Source organism: Pristimantibacillus sp. PTI5 (assembly GCF_048572955.1).
GTDB lineage: Bacteria > Bacillota > Bacilli > Paenibacillales > Paenibacillaceae > Pristimantibacillus.
Genome location: NZ_CP183886.1, coordinates 2,171,336 through 2,187,500, shown reverse-complemented (window position 1 = coordinate 2,187,500; position 16,165 = coordinate 2,171,336). Strand labels below are relative to the sequence as shown.

15 protein-coding genes, 6 tRNA genes and 2 rRNA genes (1 of these 23 only partly in view) are annotated in these 16,165 nt (G+C 49.7%); 20 read left to right on the top strand and 3 right to left on the bottom strand.

The features are described 5' to 3' along the window. From rrf to ACN6MW_RS09790, 10 genes are all read left to right on the top strand, one after another. A 5S ribosomal RNA gene (rrf, locus tag ACN6MW_RS09835) occupies positions 1–8 on the top strand (it extends 109 nt beyond the left edge of the window). Between the two features lie 264 nt (positions 9–272). Next, positions 273–3,206: ribosomal RNA gene (locus tag ACN6MW_RS09830) — 23S ribosomal RNA — on the top strand. 204 nt (positions 3,207–3,410) lie between these two features. Continuing rightward, positions 3,411–3,486: transfer RNA gene (locus ACN6MW_RS09825), tRNA-His, on the top strand. Positions 3,487–3,516: 30 nt separating this feature from the next. Next, positions 3,517–3,591, top strand: a tRNA-Gln gene (locus ACN6MW_RS09820). Positions 3,592–3,598: 7 nt separating this feature from the next. Then, positions 3,599–3,673: transfer RNA gene (locus tag ACN6MW_RS09815), tRNA-Gly, on the top strand. Positions 3,674–3,680: 7 nt separating this feature from the next. Next, positions 3,681–3,754, top strand: a tRNA-Cys gene (locus ACN6MW_RS09810). 24 nt (positions 3,755–3,778) lie between these two features. Continuing rightward, positions 3,779–3,855: transfer RNA gene (locus tag ACN6MW_RS09805), tRNA-Arg, on the top strand. A gap of 13 nt (positions 3,856–3,868) precedes the next feature. Beyond that, a tRNA-Leu gene (locus ACN6MW_RS09800) sits at positions 3,869–3,950 on the top strand. Between the two features lie 215 nt (positions 3,951–4,165). Beyond that, the gene (locus ACN6MW_RS09795) at positions 4,166–4,681 is read left to right on the top strand and encodes an N-acetyltransferase family protein (protein WP_419875302.1); all 516 of its coding nucleotides are present in this window, start codon (positions 4,166–4,168) and stop codon (positions 4,679–4,681) included. A 49-nt stretch (positions 4,682–4,730) separates the two neighbouring features. Continuing rightward, entirely contained in the window at positions 4,731–5,315 is a 585-nt protein-coding gene (locus ACN6MW_RS09790; RefSeq protein ID WP_419875301.1) for a GNAT family N-acetyltransferase, read from the top strand. A gap of 41 nt (positions 5,316–5,356) precedes the next feature. Here ACN6MW_RS09790 and ACN6MW_RS09785 read toward each other — a convergent pair whose 3' ends face one another. Further along, complete coding sequence (locus ACN6MW_RS09785; protein ID WP_419875300.1) at positions 5,357–6,145, bottom strand: RNA ligase family protein; 789 nt, start codon at positions 6,143–6,145, stop codon at positions 5,357–5,359. Between the two features lie 85 nt (positions 6,146–6,230). Here ACN6MW_RS09785 and ACN6MW_RS09780 point away from each other — a divergent pair, with 85 nt between their 5' ends. Further along, on the top strand, positions 6,231–7,175 hold the full coding sequence (locus ACN6MW_RS09780; RefSeq protein ID WP_419875299.1) for a hypothetical protein: 945 nt from the start codon (positions 6,231–6,233) through the stop codon (positions 7,173–7,175). A gap of 39 nt (positions 7,176–7,214) precedes the next feature. Beyond that, positions 7,215–7,628, top strand: a complete 414-nt coding sequence (locus ACN6MW_RS09775; RefSeq protein WP_419875298.1) for a DUF2203 domain-containing protein — start codon at positions 7,215–7,217, stop codon at positions 7,626–7,628. Positions 7,629–7,674: 46 nt separating this feature from the next. On the opposite strand, the gene ACN6MW_RS09770 is transcribed toward ACN6MW_RS09775, so the two are convergent. Further along, positions 7,675–8,736, bottom strand: coding sequence for an endonuclease/exonuclease/phosphatase family protein (locus ACN6MW_RS09770; RefSeq protein ID WP_419875297.1), 1,062 nt, complete (start codon positions 8,734–8,736; stop codon positions 7,675–7,677). 118 nt (positions 8,737–8,854) lie between these two features. On the opposite strand from ACN6MW_RS09770, the gene ACN6MW_RS09765 reads away from it, so the two are divergent. From ACN6MW_RS09765 to ACN6MW_RS09740, 6 genes are all read left to right on the top strand, one after another. Continuing rightward, positions 8,855–9,625 (top strand): IclR family transcriptional regulator, encoded by a 771-nt coding sequence (locus ACN6MW_RS09765; RefSeq protein WP_419875296.1) that lies wholly within the window; start codon positions 8,855–8,857, stop codon positions 9,623–9,625. A gap of 112 nt (positions 9,626–9,737) precedes the next feature. Further along, on the top strand, positions 9,738–10,427 hold the full coding sequence (locus ACN6MW_RS09760; RefSeq protein ID WP_419875295.1) for a type 1 glutamine amidotransferase: 690 nt from the start codon (positions 9,738–9,740) through the stop codon (positions 10,425–10,427). A gap of 91 nt (positions 10,428–10,518) precedes the next feature. Continuing rightward, positions 10,519–11,427 carry an aldo/keto reductase gene (locus ACN6MW_RS09755; RefSeq protein WP_419875294.1) on the top strand — a complete coding sequence of 303 codons (909 nt, stop codon included), beginning with the start codon at positions 10,519–10,521 and terminating at the stop codon, positions 11,425–11,427. Between the two features lie 101 nt (positions 11,428–11,528). Next, complete coding sequence (locus ACN6MW_RS09750; RefSeq protein WP_419875293.1) at positions 11,529–11,939, top strand: VOC family protein; 411 nt, start codon at positions 11,529–11,531, stop codon at positions 11,937–11,939. A gap of 135 nt (positions 11,940–12,074) precedes the next feature. Beyond that, positions 12,075–12,518, top strand: a complete 444-nt coding sequence (locus ACN6MW_RS09745; protein ID WP_364145086.1) for an Rrf2 family transcriptional regulator — start codon at positions 12,075–12,077, stop codon at positions 12,516–12,518. A gap of 223 nt (positions 12,519–12,741) precedes the next feature. After that, positions 12,742–13,758: an LLM class flavin-dependent oxidoreductase gene (locus tag ACN6MW_RS09740; RefSeq protein WP_419875292.1), complete on the top strand. Its 1,017-nt coding sequence runs from the start codon at positions 12,742–12,744 to the stop codon at positions 13,756–13,758. Between the two features lie 125 nt (positions 13,759–13,883). Here the strand turns inward: ACN6MW_RS09740 and ACN6MW_RS09735 are convergent, their stop codons facing one another. Further along, positions 13,884–14,513, bottom strand: coding sequence for a M15 family metallopeptidase (locus ACN6MW_RS09735; RefSeq protein WP_419875291.1), 630 nt, complete (start codon positions 14,511–14,513; stop codon positions 13,884–13,886). A gap of 149 nt (positions 14,514–14,662) precedes the next feature. Between ACN6MW_RS09735 and ACN6MW_RS09730 the strand changes: the two genes are divergently transcribed. Together ACN6MW_RS09730 and ACN6MW_RS09725 are read left to right on the top strand one after the other, a co-directional pair. Beyond that, positions 14,663–15,106, top strand: a complete 444-nt coding sequence (locus tag ACN6MW_RS09730; protein WP_419875290.1) for a MarR family winged helix-turn-helix transcriptional regulator — start codon at positions 14,663–14,665, stop codon at positions 15,104–15,106. Between the two features lie 59 nt (positions 15,107–15,165). Then, positions 15,166–16,143: a ring-cleaving dioxygenase gene (locus ACN6MW_RS09725; protein WP_419875289.1), complete on the top strand. Its 978-nt coding sequence runs from the start codon at positions 15,166–15,168 to the stop codon at positions 16,141–16,143. Positions 16,144–16,165 lie beyond the last annotated feature (22 nt).

The following is a 16,165-nucleotide window of genomic DNA, read 5'->3' as shown; positions in this document are numbered from 1 at the left end:
CGCCAAGCGGGTTATGCCATACAAATAAGTTACCAACTTTTAGTGGTTGATCGTAACGAAGGCGTATGATAATCTAATATTCCTGCCGCGAGAGTGGTTGGGAAACAAATTGCACCTTGAAAACTGGATAACGAAAGAAAAGAATTGCTGAAACATCCTTTAAGCTGTTTTTATTGTTAGCGAAAGGTGTTCGAGATTGCAGCGACTTTTAACGAATTTTCCTCTCAAGGAAAAATCGCTAACGGAGCGCAAGCCGAATCACTTGAGCAAATGGTTAAGCTAGTAAGAGCGCACGGAGGATGCCTAGGCACCAGGAGCCGAAGAAGGACGTGGCGAACAACGATACCGCCCCGGGGAGCCGTAAGCAGGCATTGATCCGAGGATTTCCGAATGGGGAAACCCAGCTGTCGTAATGGACAGTTACTACTAACTGAATACATAGGTTAGTAAGAGGCATACCAGGGGAACTGAAACATCTAAGTACCCTGAGGAAGAGAAAACAATAGTGATTCCGTCAGTAGCGGCGAGCGAACGCGGATTAGCCCAAACCAAGGAGCTTGCTCCTTGGGGTTGTAGGACGTCTCACATGGAGTTACAAAGGTGTTTGGTAGGCGAAGAGGTCTGGAAAGGCCCGCCAGAGCAGGTAAAAGCCCTGTAACCGAAAGCAAGCACCCTCCGAGACGGATCCTGAGTACGGCGGGACACGTGAAACCCCGTCGGAATCCGGCAGGACCATCTGCCAAGGCTAAATACTCCCTGGTGACCGATAGTGAAGCAGTACCGTGAGGGAAAGGTGAAAAGCACCGCGGAAGCGGAGTGAAAAAGAACCTGAAACCGTGCGCTTACAAAAAGTCAGAGCCCGTTAAATGGGTGATGGCGTGCCTTTTGTAGAATGAACCGGCGAGTTACGATCACGTGCAAGGTTAAGTCGGGAAGACGGAGCCGTAGCGAAAGCGAGTCTGAATAGGGCGAATAAGTACGTGGTCGTAGACCCGAAACCGTGTGATCTACCCCTGTCCAGGGTGAAGGTGCGGTAACACGCACTGGAGGCCCGAACCCACGCACGTTGAAAAGTGCGGGGATGAGGTGGGGGTAGCGGAGAAATTCCAATCGAACTCGGAGATAGCTGGTTCTCCCCGAAATAGCTTTAGGGCTAGCCTCGAGGAATGAGCGTTGTGGAGGTAGAGCACTGATTGGGTGCGGGGCCCGCCAAGGGTTACCAAGTCCAGTCAAACTCCGAATGCCATAGACGTGCTACTCGGGAGTCAGACAGTGAGTGCTAAGATCCATTGTCAAGAGGGAAACAGCCCAGATCATCAGCTAAGGTCCCCAAGTGTGTGTTAAGTGGGAAAGGATGTGGAGTTGCAAAGACAACCAGGATGTTGGCTTAGAAGCAGCCACCATTTAAAGAGTGCGTAATAGCTCACTGGTCGAGTGACTCTGCGCCGAAAATGTAACGGGGCTAAACACACCACCGAAGCTATGACATGTGCCTATATGGTACTTGGGTAGGGGAGCGTTGAATACGGATTGAAGTTGGACCGTGAGGACTGGTGGACTGTATTCAAGTGAGAATGCCGGTATGAGTAACGAAAAGACAAGTGAGAATCTTGTCCGCCGAAAGCCTAAGGGTTCCTGAGGAAGGCTCGTCCTCTCAGGGTAAGTCGGGACCTAACGCGAGGCCGAAAGGCGTAGTGGATGGACAACAGGTTGAAATTCCTGTACCACCGTAAACCGTTATGAGCAATGGGGTGACACAGAAGGGCAGTGACGCGGGCTGATGGAATAGCCCGTCCAAGCAGTGAGGCTAGTGTGTAGGCAAATCCGCACACTATTAGGCTGGGCTGTGATGGGGAGCGAAAATTATAGTAGCGAAGGTCATGTACTCCGGCTGTCAAGAAAAGCCTCTAGCCAGGTGAAGGTGCCCGTACCGCAAACCGACACAGGTAGGCGAGCAGAGCATGCTAAGGCGCGCGGAAGAACTCTCGTTAAGGAACTCGGCAAAATGACCCCGTAACTTCGGGAGAAGGGGTGCCTCGGTAGGGTTTATAGCCCGAGGGGGCCGCAGTGAAAAGGCCCAAGCGACTGTTTAGCAAAAACACAGGTCTGTGCGAAGCCGTAAGGCGAAGTATACGGGCTGACGCCTGCCCGGTGCTGGAAGGTTAAGGGGAGCGGTTAGGGGCAACCCGAAGCTGTGAACCGAAGCCCCAGTAAACGGCGGCCGTAACTATAACGGTCCTAAGGTAGCGAAATTCCTTGTCAGGTAAATTCTGACCCGCACGAATGGCGTAACGACTTGGGCGCTGTCTCAACGAGAGATCCGGTGAAATTTTAATACCTGTGAAGATGCAGGTTACCCGCGACAAGACGGAAAGACCCCATGGAGCTTTACTGTAACTTGATATTGGACTTTGGTACGATCTGTACAGGATAGGTGGGAGCCTGAGAAGCATGAGCGCCAGCTTGTGTGGAGGCGACGTTGGGATACCACCCTGATCGTATCGGAGTTCTAACCTGCTGCCGTGAAACCGGCAGAGGGACCGTGTCAGGTGGACAGTTTGACTGGGGCGGTCGCCTCCTAAAATGTAACGGAGGCGCCCAAAGGTTCCCTCAGAATGGTTGGAAATCATTCGAAGAGTGCAAAGGCATAAGGGAGCTTGACTGCGAGACCTACAAGTCGAGCAGGGACGAAAGTCGGGCTTAGTGATCCGGTGGTACCGAATGGAAGGGCCATCGCTCAACGGATAAAAGCTACCCTGGGGATAACAGGCTTATCTCCCCCAAGAGTCCACATCGACGGGGAGGTTTGGCACCTCGATGTCGGCTCATCGCATCCTGGGGCTGAAGTAGGTCCCAAGGGTTGGGCTGTTCGCCCATTAAAGCGGTACGCGAGCTGGGTTCAGAACGTCGTGAGACAGTTCGGTCCCTATCTGTCGCGGGCGCAGGAAATTTGAGAGGAGCTGTCCTTAGTACGAGAGGACCGGGATGGACGTACCGCTGGTGTACCAGTTGTTCCGCCAGGAGCACCGCTGGGTAGCCAAGTACGGACGGGATAAGCGCTGAAAGCATCTAAGCGTGAAGCCCCCCTCAAGATGAGATTTCCCAGTATGTAAGACCCCTTGAAGACGACGAGGTTGATAGGTTCGGGGTGGAAGCACAGCAATGTGTGTAGCTGACGAATACTAATCGGTCGAGGGCTTATCCTAAAACGTTTGAGAAGCAAACTTACATCGTAAGCATACGCTTAAGTTTGTCCCGGACCCATACATCCGGCAGACAGCAGCTAAAAAGGTTTCAGCAAACCTAACTTTCGTATCCAGTTTTCAGGGCGCAACTTGCTAATGATAGCATTAGCAGTCGACCCACATTTGTGGGTTTTATTTTTTGTCCAGCACCTGAATAATATTATGGCGGTCGTGGCGAAGTGGTTAACGCATCGGTTTGTGGATCCGACATTCGGGGGTTCAATTCCCCTCGATCGCCCCATTAGTTTTAAAAATGTGTTTTGTATTTTGTTGGGGATTAGCCAAGCGGTAAGGCAACGGACTTTGACTCCGTCATTCTCAGGTTCGATCCCTGAATCCCCAGCCATTTATATGCGGAAGTGGCTCAGCGGTAGAGCATCGCCTTGCCAAGGCGAGGGTCGCGGGTTCGATTCCCGTCTTCCGCTCCATAAACATGGCGCCATAGCCAAGTGGTAAGGCAGAGCTCTGCAAAAGCTCTACCCCTAGTTCGAGTCTAGGTGGCGCCTCCACAATTTTTAGAAGCAACATTATACGTGCCCTTAGCTCAGCTGGATAGAGCGTTTGACTACGAATCAAAAGGCCAGGAGTTCGAATCTCTTAGGGCACGCCATTTTTACTCAAATGCCGATGTGGCGGAATGGCAGACGCGCGCGACTCAAAATCGTGAGGGAAACCGTGGAGGTTCGAGTCCTCTCATCGGCACCATAATGACAATCCCAAGCTCTTAGGATCCAATGGATCTTAAGGGCTTTTTATATTTTTATCGAACCGATAGATGGAGCTTAAAGGGAGAGGATATTTGTTGCTTTTTAAAGGGATTTTATGTAAGATTGGTTGATCTTAAAACGCAGAATGAATGACAAAAGAAATAAACGATTATAGATGAGGAGCCTTGATTAAGCAGCTAGGAGGGGAAAAGAGTGTCATCTGAACATATCGTAAGTGAACTATCCGAAATATCGGAAAGCGGACTCCAGAGTTTGGCAGGATTATTGGTCGAGGTTGTCGATGATGGGGCATCGATCGGTTTTTTGCCTCCGTTAAGTCAAGCAGAAGCTTTTGCTTATTGGTCCGGAGCAATGAATGACGATGTTATTTTGTGGATCGTGCAGCGGAATGGGGAGACGGTGGGCTCCGTACAATTGCATTTATGCTCGCGGCCAAATGGAACGCACCGCGCCGAAGTTGCAAAGCTCATGGTCCATCCCAAGGCTCGCCGAAAAGGAATAGGTCGTATGCTGATGACGGCTGCCGAAGAGAGGGCGAAATTGGAAAACCGCAGCCTGCTTGTGCTGGATACACGGGCTGATGATCCCTCTAACCTGCTATATCGTTCAATGGATTACATTGAAGCAGGACGGATCCCTCAATATGCCAAATCCGCGGACGGCGAGCTGCATGATACCGTCTATTACTACAAAAAACTGACGCTGTGACAGGATAGCAACGAAGCAAGCATCAGTTGTAAGAGGAGGCTTACCCGAGATGAGTGATTCGCATGCCAACCCCTTGCTTTTACCTGTGCCTGAAAGCTTTGAAAGCAGCCGTCTCCTTATCCGGTCGCCGTTATGGGGAGATGGTGCTAAGCTAAATGAGGCGGTTAAGGAAAGCAGGGCGGAACTATTGCCCTGGATGCCATGGGCTGAGCATAACCCGACCCTCGAGGAATCCGAAATGGTGATTAGGAGATCCAGAATCAGGTATCTGGAGCGATCGGATCTGATGCTGCTGCTTTTTCTAAAAGAAACGGGGCAATTAATCGGGAGCAGCGGCCTTCATCGGATAGATTGGCAAGCACGGAAATTTGAAATCGGCTATTGGGTACGAACCGCATTCGGCGGAAATGGCTACATTTCGGAGGCGGTTGAAGCGATCACTCAATTTGCGGTACATGAGTTAGACGCTAACCGTGTTGAAATACGCTGTGATTCCCGAAATGTTCGAAGCGCGAGGGTTGCGGAGCGAAACAGCTTCACCTTAGAAGGAATCCTTCGCAAGGAAAAATGTGATGCCGCGGGCTCGCTCCGGGATACCATGATATTTTCGAAAGTGAAATCGATCGAGTATTAATATATCGGAAATAAAGCGAGGGCACCGCAAGTATTAATATCTTATTTCCTAAATGTCCGCTCGTAGTCCTCAAAACGAATTTTTCGAATATGCTTCCGATCTGACGAACGGGCAATGATTCCTTCCGACTTCCCTGATGCATCGATGCCCACCTTTGTGTGCTCGAAACTTTTTAAGAAGGCATAGGTATCCTCGAGTGTCTTAGGGAAGTTGGAGCCTTGTTCTGTTGCTAATAGCGGGGCATAGGCCAAGCCGAAGGCTTGAATAAACCGCAGCTTCTCGTCCTCGTTATAAAAAGGCTGATTCCCGTGATCACGCCATTCCGCTATTTTCTCCTGGGGCAAAGACAACAAATGGTTAAGCTCGTTTTGCGATAGTGAAAATACATCGAAGAATCGATAGTCCTGTGTTTTGTTGTCCGTATACTGTTTAGCAGCCTTCGTCTTGCCGCCGTAGGATTCCTGATAAATGACGGTAAGCGCCCAATCATTTTCTGAAAATACAGCAGGCAGCAGCTTATCGGCGATAGGCTTCAAAAACTCCGCTATGCTGCCGTATGGATTACCGATCCGGTCTCCTTTTGCGTATAAGAGCTCTTCCCTTGAGCCAATCAAATAATCGATTTCGTTATTATCATTTTTGAAAAAGATCACTCTCGCATTTTCACCGTCAACTTTTTCATAAACGTATATGCGGTCCGATTCATGGAGAAAACCTTTTTCCTCGGACAGAGACTCCGTTAACCGTCCTTTCTCGCCTAATTTATGATAAGTAAGGATACTCGGGTATTTGGTTAAAGAGTTTATTTTTTTAAGATCCACACGCTTCATCTCCCCAAACAGCAATAGTGTGTAATTCGTTATAAAATAGGGTAGTCCTTTTTAATGCGCAAAACTTTATAAAGGAGCGAGTGATGTGCAAAAAGAAAAGCCGCATAATCTTCAAAGAATTATTCGGGAATTGGGTCAAGAGAAGATTATAGCGTTATTGACGGATCAAATCTCTGCATCGGATTTAAACAGTCTGCTGCTTGAAGTGTTCAGAGAAAAAACAATGCAAGCAAGCCCAAAAGAGCTGCTTAAAAAATATGAAGCCAATCGATTTGTACAGCCGGCTGCCGTTCAGCCCTTGGCGCTTAAGCAGCTGGAAATCGATATGTTGAACATTGCGCTGAGCCAGTCGTTTTCTCCAATCCAGCTATCGCCTACGGCACCGCTAGGATCCTGCTCCGTTGTGGCCGCGGTTGATCAGAATAAAATTATTTCTGCCCTAAGAGGAACGGAGGTCGTTGCCGATGCAACGAATTTGTTGGCCCTGCATATTGCCCATTTGATCAAAACAGGGAAAGAAGATAATCGGAATGAATTCATTCGTTTCAGTACGACCCACAGGCATGTGAGAGCGCAAAGCATGGGAAACGCCCCAGGTATGCTGCCTCATTTTCATGTGTTTTGTTTGGTTACGTCCGGGAAGGACCAAGGCTCTTATTCGTTTGAAAAGCAAGCCTTCTGGGAGCATGTTTATGTATATAAATCACTCTTTCAGGTCTTGTTTCAGGCTGACCTGGAGATAGTACTCAGCACTCGCAGCGGGTATAAAGATACGGATGGTCTCCTTGAACGGATCATTCAGTACGGACAGGACCAATCGATAGAGACTAAGCTTTCCGTAGTCGAGGCCAACGAAGAGAATCAATATTATAAAGGATTTCAATTTACGATTAGAACGGTCATAAACGGCATGATTATGAACATTGGAGACGGTGGCTTTGTAGATTGGCCGGCTCAGCTCTTAGGCAACAAGAAAGAACGGATGCTGATCAGCGCCATTGGATTAGACAGGCTTTTGCCAATAGGGTAGGATATAACAAAGCCCAATCGGAGAAGGAGTGGAAACAGGATGGGAAACCGAACCTTTACACTAAGCGAAGCCAACGAGCTGCTGCCGGAGCTGCAAGAGGATTTGCGGCAGCTGCAGCAATTAACGGCAACGTTTGAGGATAAATACGTGGAATACCAGAAGGAGAAAGCGGCTTATGAGCAAGCTTCGGCTTCTGCCAAAGGCTTGAAGGATCCTTTTTTTGAACAGGAGAGCCAGCTGGAATTCATGAAGATGGAGGCGGACCTGTTAATTGATAATTTCTCGCGAAAAGGCGTGCTATTGAAAATGATCAACCCCGGACTGATTGACTTCCCGGCGGTACTGAATGGCGAGGAAATTCTGATTTGCTGGAAAGAAGGAGAAGAGCAAATCAGCCATTATCATGGCTTGCATGACGGCTTTGTCGGCAGAAAACCGTATCCTCATGAATAAAAAAAGATAAGCGAGTCCCGCAGATGAAGCAGCGGGACTCTTTGGTTTAATTTAATATAAACTCTGCGGTCACCGGATTATGGTCACTGTATTCAAAGCTCAAATCCGCGGCCTGATTCCGGATTATTTCTACATTCGAAGAAACGAGAAAACCGTCAATAACGGCTAGGAAATTAACACCTTCCGTATAAGGAACATCCAGCGTCCGAACGGTAGGGATGCTGCTGTCGATGACCCATTCGAAGCCGCTTGGTTTAAAGGTTTCAGGAAATTTCTGCAGCCATTCCGGCCAGTCCTGCGTCGATTCGAATTGCTCGGGATCGGTGCCGGGCAAGGCATGATTCCAATCGCCGCCAACGATGATATAATTTCCTTGATTCATCTCTCTTTTTAAATAAGACGCCAAATAATTGAGCTGCAGCTTGCGTATTTTTCCGCCCTTGTCGAATGCGGATAAATGCAGGTTGATGAGCACAAGTTCCTTGCCGTTATTCGTCGTGAATCGGCTCTCGATAAAGGCGCGGTCCAAATCCAGCTGCTGGCGCGGCCAGCTTTCTTTGCCCGGGAGATCGTACCGAACGCTGCCCGAGCTTTTGAATGCCGCTAAGGTTAGCAGGCCGCTATGCACGGAACCCATTGGCCTCTGAATCGGAACGGGCACCCAAGGCACTTTATAGTTATAGGCAAAGGCATAGCTGTAATCGCTTAAAGCCTCGGCCAGCTCGGATGCTTCATTAATGCCGTAGCTGCGCGAGGAGTCTACATCGACCTCCTGAAGTAAATAAAAGTCCGATTGCGCGGCTTTCATAAAGGAAGAGATGGATGCCAAGTTGGCTTGGGTTTGCTGCAAGCTGCTGGAGCGCGAGCTTTCCCCGCCGTCCATGAAAAAATCTTGTTTACTGTCGAGGCCAGCATACCCGATATTAAAGGTCGTAACCGTAAAGGGCCGGCCTTGCCCGATAGTCCGATCTGGATTGTTCTCTGTTTTTAGCTGGATTATTTCTTCTGGTTTATAATCGGATAAAGTAATATACAGTAAAAATCCGCCGATGCCGAGGGCAGCGGTTAGAAGAAGCGAGAGCGATATTTTCAAAACCTTACTCCCCATAGCACCCATCCTTCCTTATCGTTACCTGTTTTAAGCATATATGATTTCTACTGGAAATGTACCATGTTATGGCATGGGGCACTAGTTTATTTTTGCAGGATAAGAGAGGAGAGCCGCGATGTCAGGCGTCATTTCGAAAGCGATACAGCTGCTTGATCTTCTGCTCCCGCAAGGGAAGGAGAAGGAATTAAGCGTCACGGAAATGAGCAGGGAGCTGGACATGCCCGTGCAAAGCGTACACCGCATATTAGGCTCGTTAATGGAGCATGGCTTTGTCGCTCAGAACGCAAAGACGAAGAAGTACAAGCTGGGCTTGTCCATTATGAAATACGGCTTCCTTATGTGGGACAGCCTGATGCTGCGAACGGTAGCGAGGCCCATTATGGAGGAGCTTTCCCAGAAAACGAAAGAAACGGTCTATTTGGCAACCCGTGAAAATGCAGAGGGCGTTTATATCGATTCGGTTGACTCCCCGCAAATTTTGAAAATATCGGAGCCAATCGGGCTTAAGCTTCCCTTATTTATCGGCGCATCCAATCGGGTAATCCTTGCGTATCTGCCAAGAAAAACACAAGAAGCCATCCTGGCTGAAGTAGAATGGGAAACGGTTCCTTCATTAAAGCCGTTGTCGCGGGAGTACATAGAAGAAGAGATTTTAACGATTTATAAACAAGGCTATGCCGTTACGGAAGGTGAGGCGACGGAGGGGACGACTGGTATAGCCGCCCCGATTTTTTCGTATGAGAACAGGGTAATCGGTTCCTTGAACGTGGCAGGTCCTACTCTGCGTTTTACTGCGGATACGACGGAGAAAAACAGTATGCTCGTCAAAAAATACGCGGACTTGATTTCAGATGAGCTTGGTTACCGCCATAAGCTTAATAGGTAATTTTTTTAATCATTATCCCACTATTCGGGAAAGTGTTATTACGTCTATCGAATATCGAGATTATAATAATCCTCAATAAGCGCTGTCAGCGTATATTGGAGGAGTAGGAACGATGAATATTGTTGCTTTTAAACATTTTGATTTCGATGATGAATATGCTTTTCGTACCTGGGCGGGCTTGAGGGGGCATCGGCTGGAAGTGCGAGATCCCTCTGCGGGGATCAATGAGGAATGGATGCATGATTTGGATTTGCTCATTATTTGCGGCGGGCCGATGAGCGTGTATGAAGAGGATCGTTATCCGTGGCTTATTCGCGAGAAGCAATTTGTGCAGCAGGCCATGCAGCTAGGAAAGAAAGTGCTGGGCATCTGCTTTGGCGCTCAAATGATCGCCGAATTGTTAGGGAGTCCCGTACACGGAAACGAATATAAGGAAATTGGCTGGCATGTGATCCATCGCACAGAGGAGCGGCATTCCTGGCTTGCCGGTTTGCCTGAGGAGTTTACGTCGTTTCAGTGGCATGGCGATACGTTCGCACTGCCAGAGGATACGCAGCTTCTCGCTTATTCGGAAGCGTGCAAGGTGCAGGCTTTTGCCTATGGCGAACATGTGCTGGGTCTGCAATTCCATTTGGAGACGACGCCGGCTTGCATGGAAACGATGTTTGAGCATTGGTCCTCGGAGCTGATCGAGGCGCCGTATATTCAGACGGCGGAGCAAATTCGCAGAAGGTTTGAACTAAGCGGGCAATCGCATAAGGCGCTTCACCTCATTTTGGACCAAATCAGCATGAGCCGGTAATGAAGGCTTGGAATCATTTTTATTTTGAAAATGGGAGCTTAGGCGAATATAATGGAAATAAATGTAGGGAAACGAAGGGAGCCGCTGAGGCATGAAACGCAATCGTTTGGGAAAGTCGGAGCTCTACGTTAGTGAAATCGGCCTTGGCTGTATGTCGCTAGGCAAAGATAAGGGAAAAGCGGCTGCCCTCATCCATGAAGCGATGGATAAAGGGATTAATTTTTTGGATACGGCGGATCTTTATGACGAGGGCTTGAATGAGGAGATCGTAGGCGAGGCTGTTCGCGGCAGGCGCTCGGATGTAGTCATCGCGACGAAGGTCGGCAATCGGTGGGAGCCAGGCAAGGAGGGCTGGTCCTGGGACCCGTCAAAGGCGTACATCAAGTCGGCTGTCAAAGACAGCTTGAGAAGGCTGCAAACGGACTATATCGATTTATACCAGCTGCATGGCGGCACGCTTGAGGATCCGATCCCGGAGACGATTGAGGCATTCGAGGAGCTGAAGCAGGAAGGACTTATTCGCTATTACGGCATTTCTTCCATCCGCCCGAACGTGATTAGGGAATATGCGGAACGGTCGAATATCGTCAGCGTAATGAGCCAATACAGCATTTTGGACAGAAGGCCCGAGGAGCAGGTGCTGCCGCTGCTGGCGGAGAAGGGCATTAGCCTTATCGCCCGCGGACCGGTCGCGAAAGGGATTCTAACCGAAGCAGGCGCTATGAAGGAAGCGAAGGGTTATTTGGATTATGACAAGGAAGAGCTGGCGGCTTTGCGGGCCGCTTTAAGCGAAGCTGGGGAAAACGCGCGTGACCTGGCGCATAGGGCCATTCGATACGCGTTAGCTAATCCCGCCGTAGCGACTGTTATTCCGGGAGCAAGCTCATTGGAACAGCTGCTGCACAATATTGCGGCAGGCGATGCGGAGGAGCTGACGGCAGCCGAATTAGAGGCCATTCGCAGGTTGAGCAAAAGCAGTGGCTATGAGCAGCACCGTTAGCTGTTAGATAAAACCCCTTCATGAAAAAAATAGCCGACGAATCGGGCAGCTGGAATAGAATAAATAAGCGTTGAACCCAAATATAAGGGAGATGCTAAACCATGATAAAACGAATCGAATGTGCATATGTGCCCGTATCAAATGTGGAGAAGTCGGCAGCTTGGTATGAGCAGGTGCTCGGCATGCGCTTGCGTTCTCCGCTGGAACCTGGACGCGGGGCCATTATGGTGATGGAGGAGGGAGGCTGGCTGTTCCTTCTGCCGAGTCCCGATATGACGCCGCTTACTTTCTCGACGACCGGCTGGGCGGAAGACGGGCAAAACTTTGAGATGTTCCCGCTATGCTTTGAAACGGATAAGATATATAATCTGCATGCTTCACTGAAGGAAGCTGGAGCATGGGTGGAACAGGAATTACGGAATGAAGGCAGCTGCGGGCTGCAGCTTAACTTCAAGGATCCGGACGGCAACAAATATCAAGCGTGGCAGCAGCCGGCGAATCCGGAGGAATAGGCCAGGATTGGCATAAGACAGAGAGAAGGTCTGTACCAGGGCCTTCTCTCTGTGCTATGCTATGAGAGGAAGGTTTGACTTTATCAACTGTATGCAATAAAATTACAGTATCCTTCTTGAGAGGGAGATGCAGCGATGAATAGTGAATTTACGGTAGCGGTTCACAGCTTAGTGCTGTTAGCCTATTTGCCTGATCATATGGCCAGCAGCGAGACGATTGCCCGTAACGTATCCACGAATCCAACGCGGATTCGCAAAATTATGAGCACGCTGCGGAAGCACGGGTTTGTGAAGACAAAGGAAGGCATCGGCGGCGGCTATATTTTGGACTGCGAGCCGGATGAGGTAACGCTTGCTCAAATCTATCAAGCCCTTTCCGGCGGCACCTTGAAGCCGCATTGGTGTTCGGGAAATCCGGACGAGGATTGCCTGGTATCCGCGAATATTCAAGGCGTCATGGATCATTTCTTCTATGAGGCAGAGCAGCATTATGTGGCCTACCTTGAGAGAAATACGCTTCAAACCGCTTTGGATAAAATCCGCAAATGCCAACAGCAGCAAAAGGCTCAGCAGCCGTAACACCAAGTGACACCAAGTGACACCGAGTGATACCATGAACAATTCCAAGCAACGGCGGTAATCATGCTGGCTGGCCGCACCTTACCGCTTATTGAACGCGATATTCAAAACGAGTGATCTGAATTTTTCTATGCAATATGTATCTAATATTCATACAGTTGACGGGGCTTTTTTGGATTGAAGCAGCTCCGATTATTACGTTATAACGAAAAGGATGAGTGCCATGTCAGAGAATACCCGTACCAATTCTTCATTTCAAATCCCGTTATCGGTTCTGGATGTCTCTCCGATCGTTGCAGGCGGCTCTGTGGCCGAATCGCTAAGCCATACTTTAGATCTCGCCCAGCATTCGGAAAAATGGGGCTATAACCGTTATTGGCTTGCGGAGCACCATAACGCGCCAAGTATTGCTAGCTCAGCTACATCCATCGTGATCGGCCATGTAGCGGCAGGAACGTCAACGATCCGCGTAGGGTCAGGCGGTATCATGCTGCCGAATCATGCGCCGCTCGTTATCGCGGAGCAGTTCGGTACGCTTGAATCCTTATTCCCTGGCCGCATTGATTTAGGCCTTGGCCGCGCGCCGGGCACGGATGGGCTTACCGCCGTTGCTCTTCGAGGGAACAGAGGCGGCAACGGCCATGACTTCCCTGAGAAATTGGCGGAGCTGCGTGCTTTTCTTGATCCATCCAGCGCGGAAGTGGGCATGCCCGTCCGGGCCATTCCCGGCGAAGGATTGGATATTCCGATTTGGCTGCTCGGCTCGAGTGATTTCAGTGCGCTGCTGGCAGCTCAGCTCGGCCTGCCTTTCGCTTTCGCAGGCCATTTCTCGCCGACCTTTACGGTTCCAGCCATGAATTTATATCGAAGCAGCTTCAAGCCGTCAGCTGTGCTTGATAAACCGAAAGGCATGGTTGCGGTCAATATAGTAGCAGCAGACACGGATGAAGAGGCGGCTTATTTGGCGACTTCCATGCAGCAGCTGTTCTTATCTTTTATTCGAAACACGCGCGGCCCCCTGCCGGCACCGGTTCATGATATGGATACCGTGTGGACGCCGCAGGAGAAGATTGCCCTGCAGCAGCAGCTGGGTTCTTCCATCGTAGGGGGACCGGATACCGTCCGCAGCAAGCTGAAGCAGTATATCGAAGCGACGAAGGCCGATGAGATTATGATTGCTGCCCATATCTTTGATCATAAAGCGCGTTTGCGTTCTTATGAAATCATAGCGGGTCTTTGAAGATTTCGCAGGTATTGATTTATTTACTATCGCCCTCCGTGCGAGTACTTATGCGCGGCGGTAAGGCGGAGGAACTGAAAAAAGAGTGCGGACCACACCGGTCCGCACTCTTTTTAAATTGAATCCTATTCTGAAGCCGGTCGATGCCCATTGCGAAGCTGGCGTATGGAGAAGCCAAAATCCATTTGGAGATGAGGATAATCGGGAAAGTTCTCCCAATCACCGCCCCAGGAGAAGCCCAGCCCTTTGGCGATCTCGACGACTTCCATCCAATCGGCATGCCCGTTTTTGTTGCCGTCATATTCCATATCCCATACGACCTCGCCCTTCTTGGTGCGAAGCGCGAAATCAATGGCGAGGCCATAGTTATGATACGAATGACCGCCCTGCACCTGCGTAACGATCTTGCCTTCCGTCGTTCGCCCTTTGGCATATATCGCGTTTTGCTCGTCAATGGAGCGGAAGCCGTCCGTTATGAGGATGGTAATTCCGGCTTTGCCAGCTTCGGCAATCAGTTCGGTTTGCTTAGCAAACACGACCGGATGAAGCTCCGTTACAGGAGGAGCGGGCGTAATATCGATCTCTGGCACATAAGGCTCGAAAGTTAGAATGGCTTTCCATATCAGTACAGCGGAGAGCGCTAAAATAATGAATAGCAGCAGCCGGTTTCGTTTACGTTTATTTTTTGCCGCGAGGTCCAGCTGTGTCCGCCCAACCGGAAGCGGCTGATTAGTGAAATGATTTCGTTCCAGCATGTAAAATCTCCTTACCGTTTGTATCCGCTTATCTTATCATATTGTTAATCGCGTTACCCTAGTCCAGGGTAGGGGATTAATCACAATCGTTGACATTTTATCAGTTTAGGTCTAAACTGATAACAAGAACGAAAGCAAGAGGTGGTTATATGGATCAACAAGATTCGGAAACCTTCTTATCGAAACGCGATGAACGATTAGGCTTAATGATATGGTTTCGCTTATCGCGGGTTTATAATCACAGCCTGCGAGAAACGCATCAGCATTTGAAAAAATGGGGATTGTCCGCTGCACAGTTTGATATCCTTGCGCAGGTAGGCGCGCAGGGCCGGCTCACGCAGCAGCAGCTGGCGGATAAGCTATTTGTCACCAAAGGAAACATTACGCAGCTTCTTGGCAAGCTTGAAGAGCTGGGATATATCGAGCGCGAGCAAGCTTGGAAGACCAAATATGTATCGTTAACGGGAAAGGGCAAAGCGTTGTTCGATGAAGCCGTCCCCGTACAAGAGCAGTTCCAGGCTTCGCAATACCATGCGCTTAATCGCGAAGAGAAGAGGCAGCTGCTCGTATTATTAAAGAAATTACAGGGTTAAAGGTAAAAGTCATAAAAGAAGCGTTTAAGCTTAACTAAATATTGAGGGAGGTTGTTCTTATGCAACTCAAAGGAATTCACCACGTATCCGCTATTACGGGCACAGCTGCAGGAAATTTTGATTTTTATACGCAGCTGCTGGGCCTTCGTTTGGTCAAAAAAACCGTTAACCAAGACGAGACTTCGGTTTATCATTTATTTTACGGGGATGAGAAGGGAAATCCGGGGACAGAGCTGACGTTTTTCGAATTTCCTATGACCGGTAGAAACCGCGCCGGCACAAGCAGCATTTCTTCACTGTCGCTCCGGGTAGCAAACGATGCCGCGCTTCGGTATTGGAAGGAGCGCTTTGTGCAGTTCAGCGTCGATCATGACGATATCGTTGAACGTGCCGGCCGTAATACGCTTGCTTTCCGGGATTTTGAAGGACAGCGGCTTGTCCTTGTATCCGATGAGCATAACGAGGGCGTTAAGGGCGGTATTCCTTGGGAAAAAAGCACGGTACCGGCTGAATACGGCATTCTCGGACTTGGCCCGGTACAGCTGACAGTCCAAAACCCGGAGCCTACCGTGCTCGTTCTGACTCAGCTTATGGGCTTCCGAGAAAAAGGCAAATACCCGTCTACGATTGCCGGGCAACCGGATATCGTCGTGTTCGAGACCGGCGAAGGCGGCAGCGGCGCAGAAGTTCATATCGAGGAACGGCATGATCTGCCGCGTGAACAGCAAGGCCACGGCGGTGTGCATCACGTAGCGTTCCGGGTGGATAACGATGAGGAGCTACGCGAGTGGATCGAGCATATTCGCGGAGTCCGAATTCCGAATTCCGGTTTCGTTGACCGCTATTATTTCCGGTCGCTGTACTTCCGCGAGCCGAACGGCATTTTGTTCGAGCTTGCCACTGACGGTCCCGGATTCGATACGGACGAGGATATTAACCACCTAGGAGAATCGCTGGCGCTGCCTCCATTCCTCGAACCGCAGCGTGCGCAAATCGAGTCGAGGTTAAAACCGCTGCAAACTAAATCGAACGAATAAGCGATAACGCCAAAAAAAGACG

What these genes read in the sequence shown, in the direction of transcription:
- ACN6MW_RS09790 (WP_419875301.1), top strand. Translation starts at nt 4,731, where the DNA reads ATGAGTGATTCGCATGCCAACCCCTTGCTTTTACCTGTGCCTGAAAGC.
- ACN6MW_RS09765 (WP_419875296.1), top strand. Translation starts at nt 8,855, where the DNA reads ATGTCAGGCGTCATTTCGAAAGCGATACAGCTGCTTGATCTTCTGCTC.
- ACN6MW_RS09735 (WP_419875291.1), bottom strand. Translation starts at nt 14,513, where the DNA reads ATGCTGGAACGAAATCATTTCACTAATCAGCCGCTTCCGGTTGGGCGG.
- ACN6MW_RS09750 (WP_419875293.1), top strand. Translation starts at nt 11,529, where the DNA reads ATGATAAAACGAATCGAATGTGCATATGTGCCCGTATCAAATGTGGAG.
- ACN6MW_RS09745 (WP_364145086.1), top strand. Translation starts at nt 12,075, where the DNA reads ATGAATAGTGAATTTACGGTAGCGGTTCACAGCTTAGTGCTGTTAGCC.
- ACN6MW_RS09730 (WP_419875290.1), top strand. Translation starts at nt 14,663, where the DNA reads ATGGATCAACAAGATTCGGAAACCTTCTTATCGAAACGCGATGAACGA.
- ACN6MW_RS09740 (WP_419875292.1), top strand. Translation starts at nt 12,742, where the DNA reads ATGTCAGAGAATACCCGTACCAATTCTTCATTTCAAATCCCGTTATCG.
- ACN6MW_RS09725 (WP_419875289.1), top strand. Translation starts at nt 15,166, where the DNA reads ATGCAACTCAAAGGAATTCACCACGTATCCGCTATTACGGGCACAGCT.
- ACN6MW_RS09775 (WP_419875298.1), top strand. Translation starts at nt 7,215, where the DNA reads ATGGGAAACCGAACCTTTACACTAAGCGAAGCCAACGAGCTGCTGCCG.
- ACN6MW_RS09755 (WP_419875294.1), top strand. Translation starts at nt 10,519, where the DNA reads ATGAAACGCAATCGTTTGGGAAAGTCGGAGCTCTACGTTAGTGAAATC.
- ACN6MW_RS09770 (WP_419875297.1), bottom strand. Translation starts at nt 8,736, where the DNA reads ATGGGGAGTAAGGTTTTGAAAATATCGCTCTCGCTTCTTCTAACCGCT.
- ACN6MW_RS09760 (WP_419875295.1), top strand. Translation starts at nt 9,738, where the DNA reads ATGAATATTGTTGCTTTTAAACATTTTGATTTCGATGATGAATATGCT.
- ACN6MW_RS09785 (WP_419875300.1), bottom strand. Translation starts at nt 6,145, where the DNA reads ATGAAGCGTGTGGATCTTAAAAAAATAAACTCTTTAACCAAATACCCG.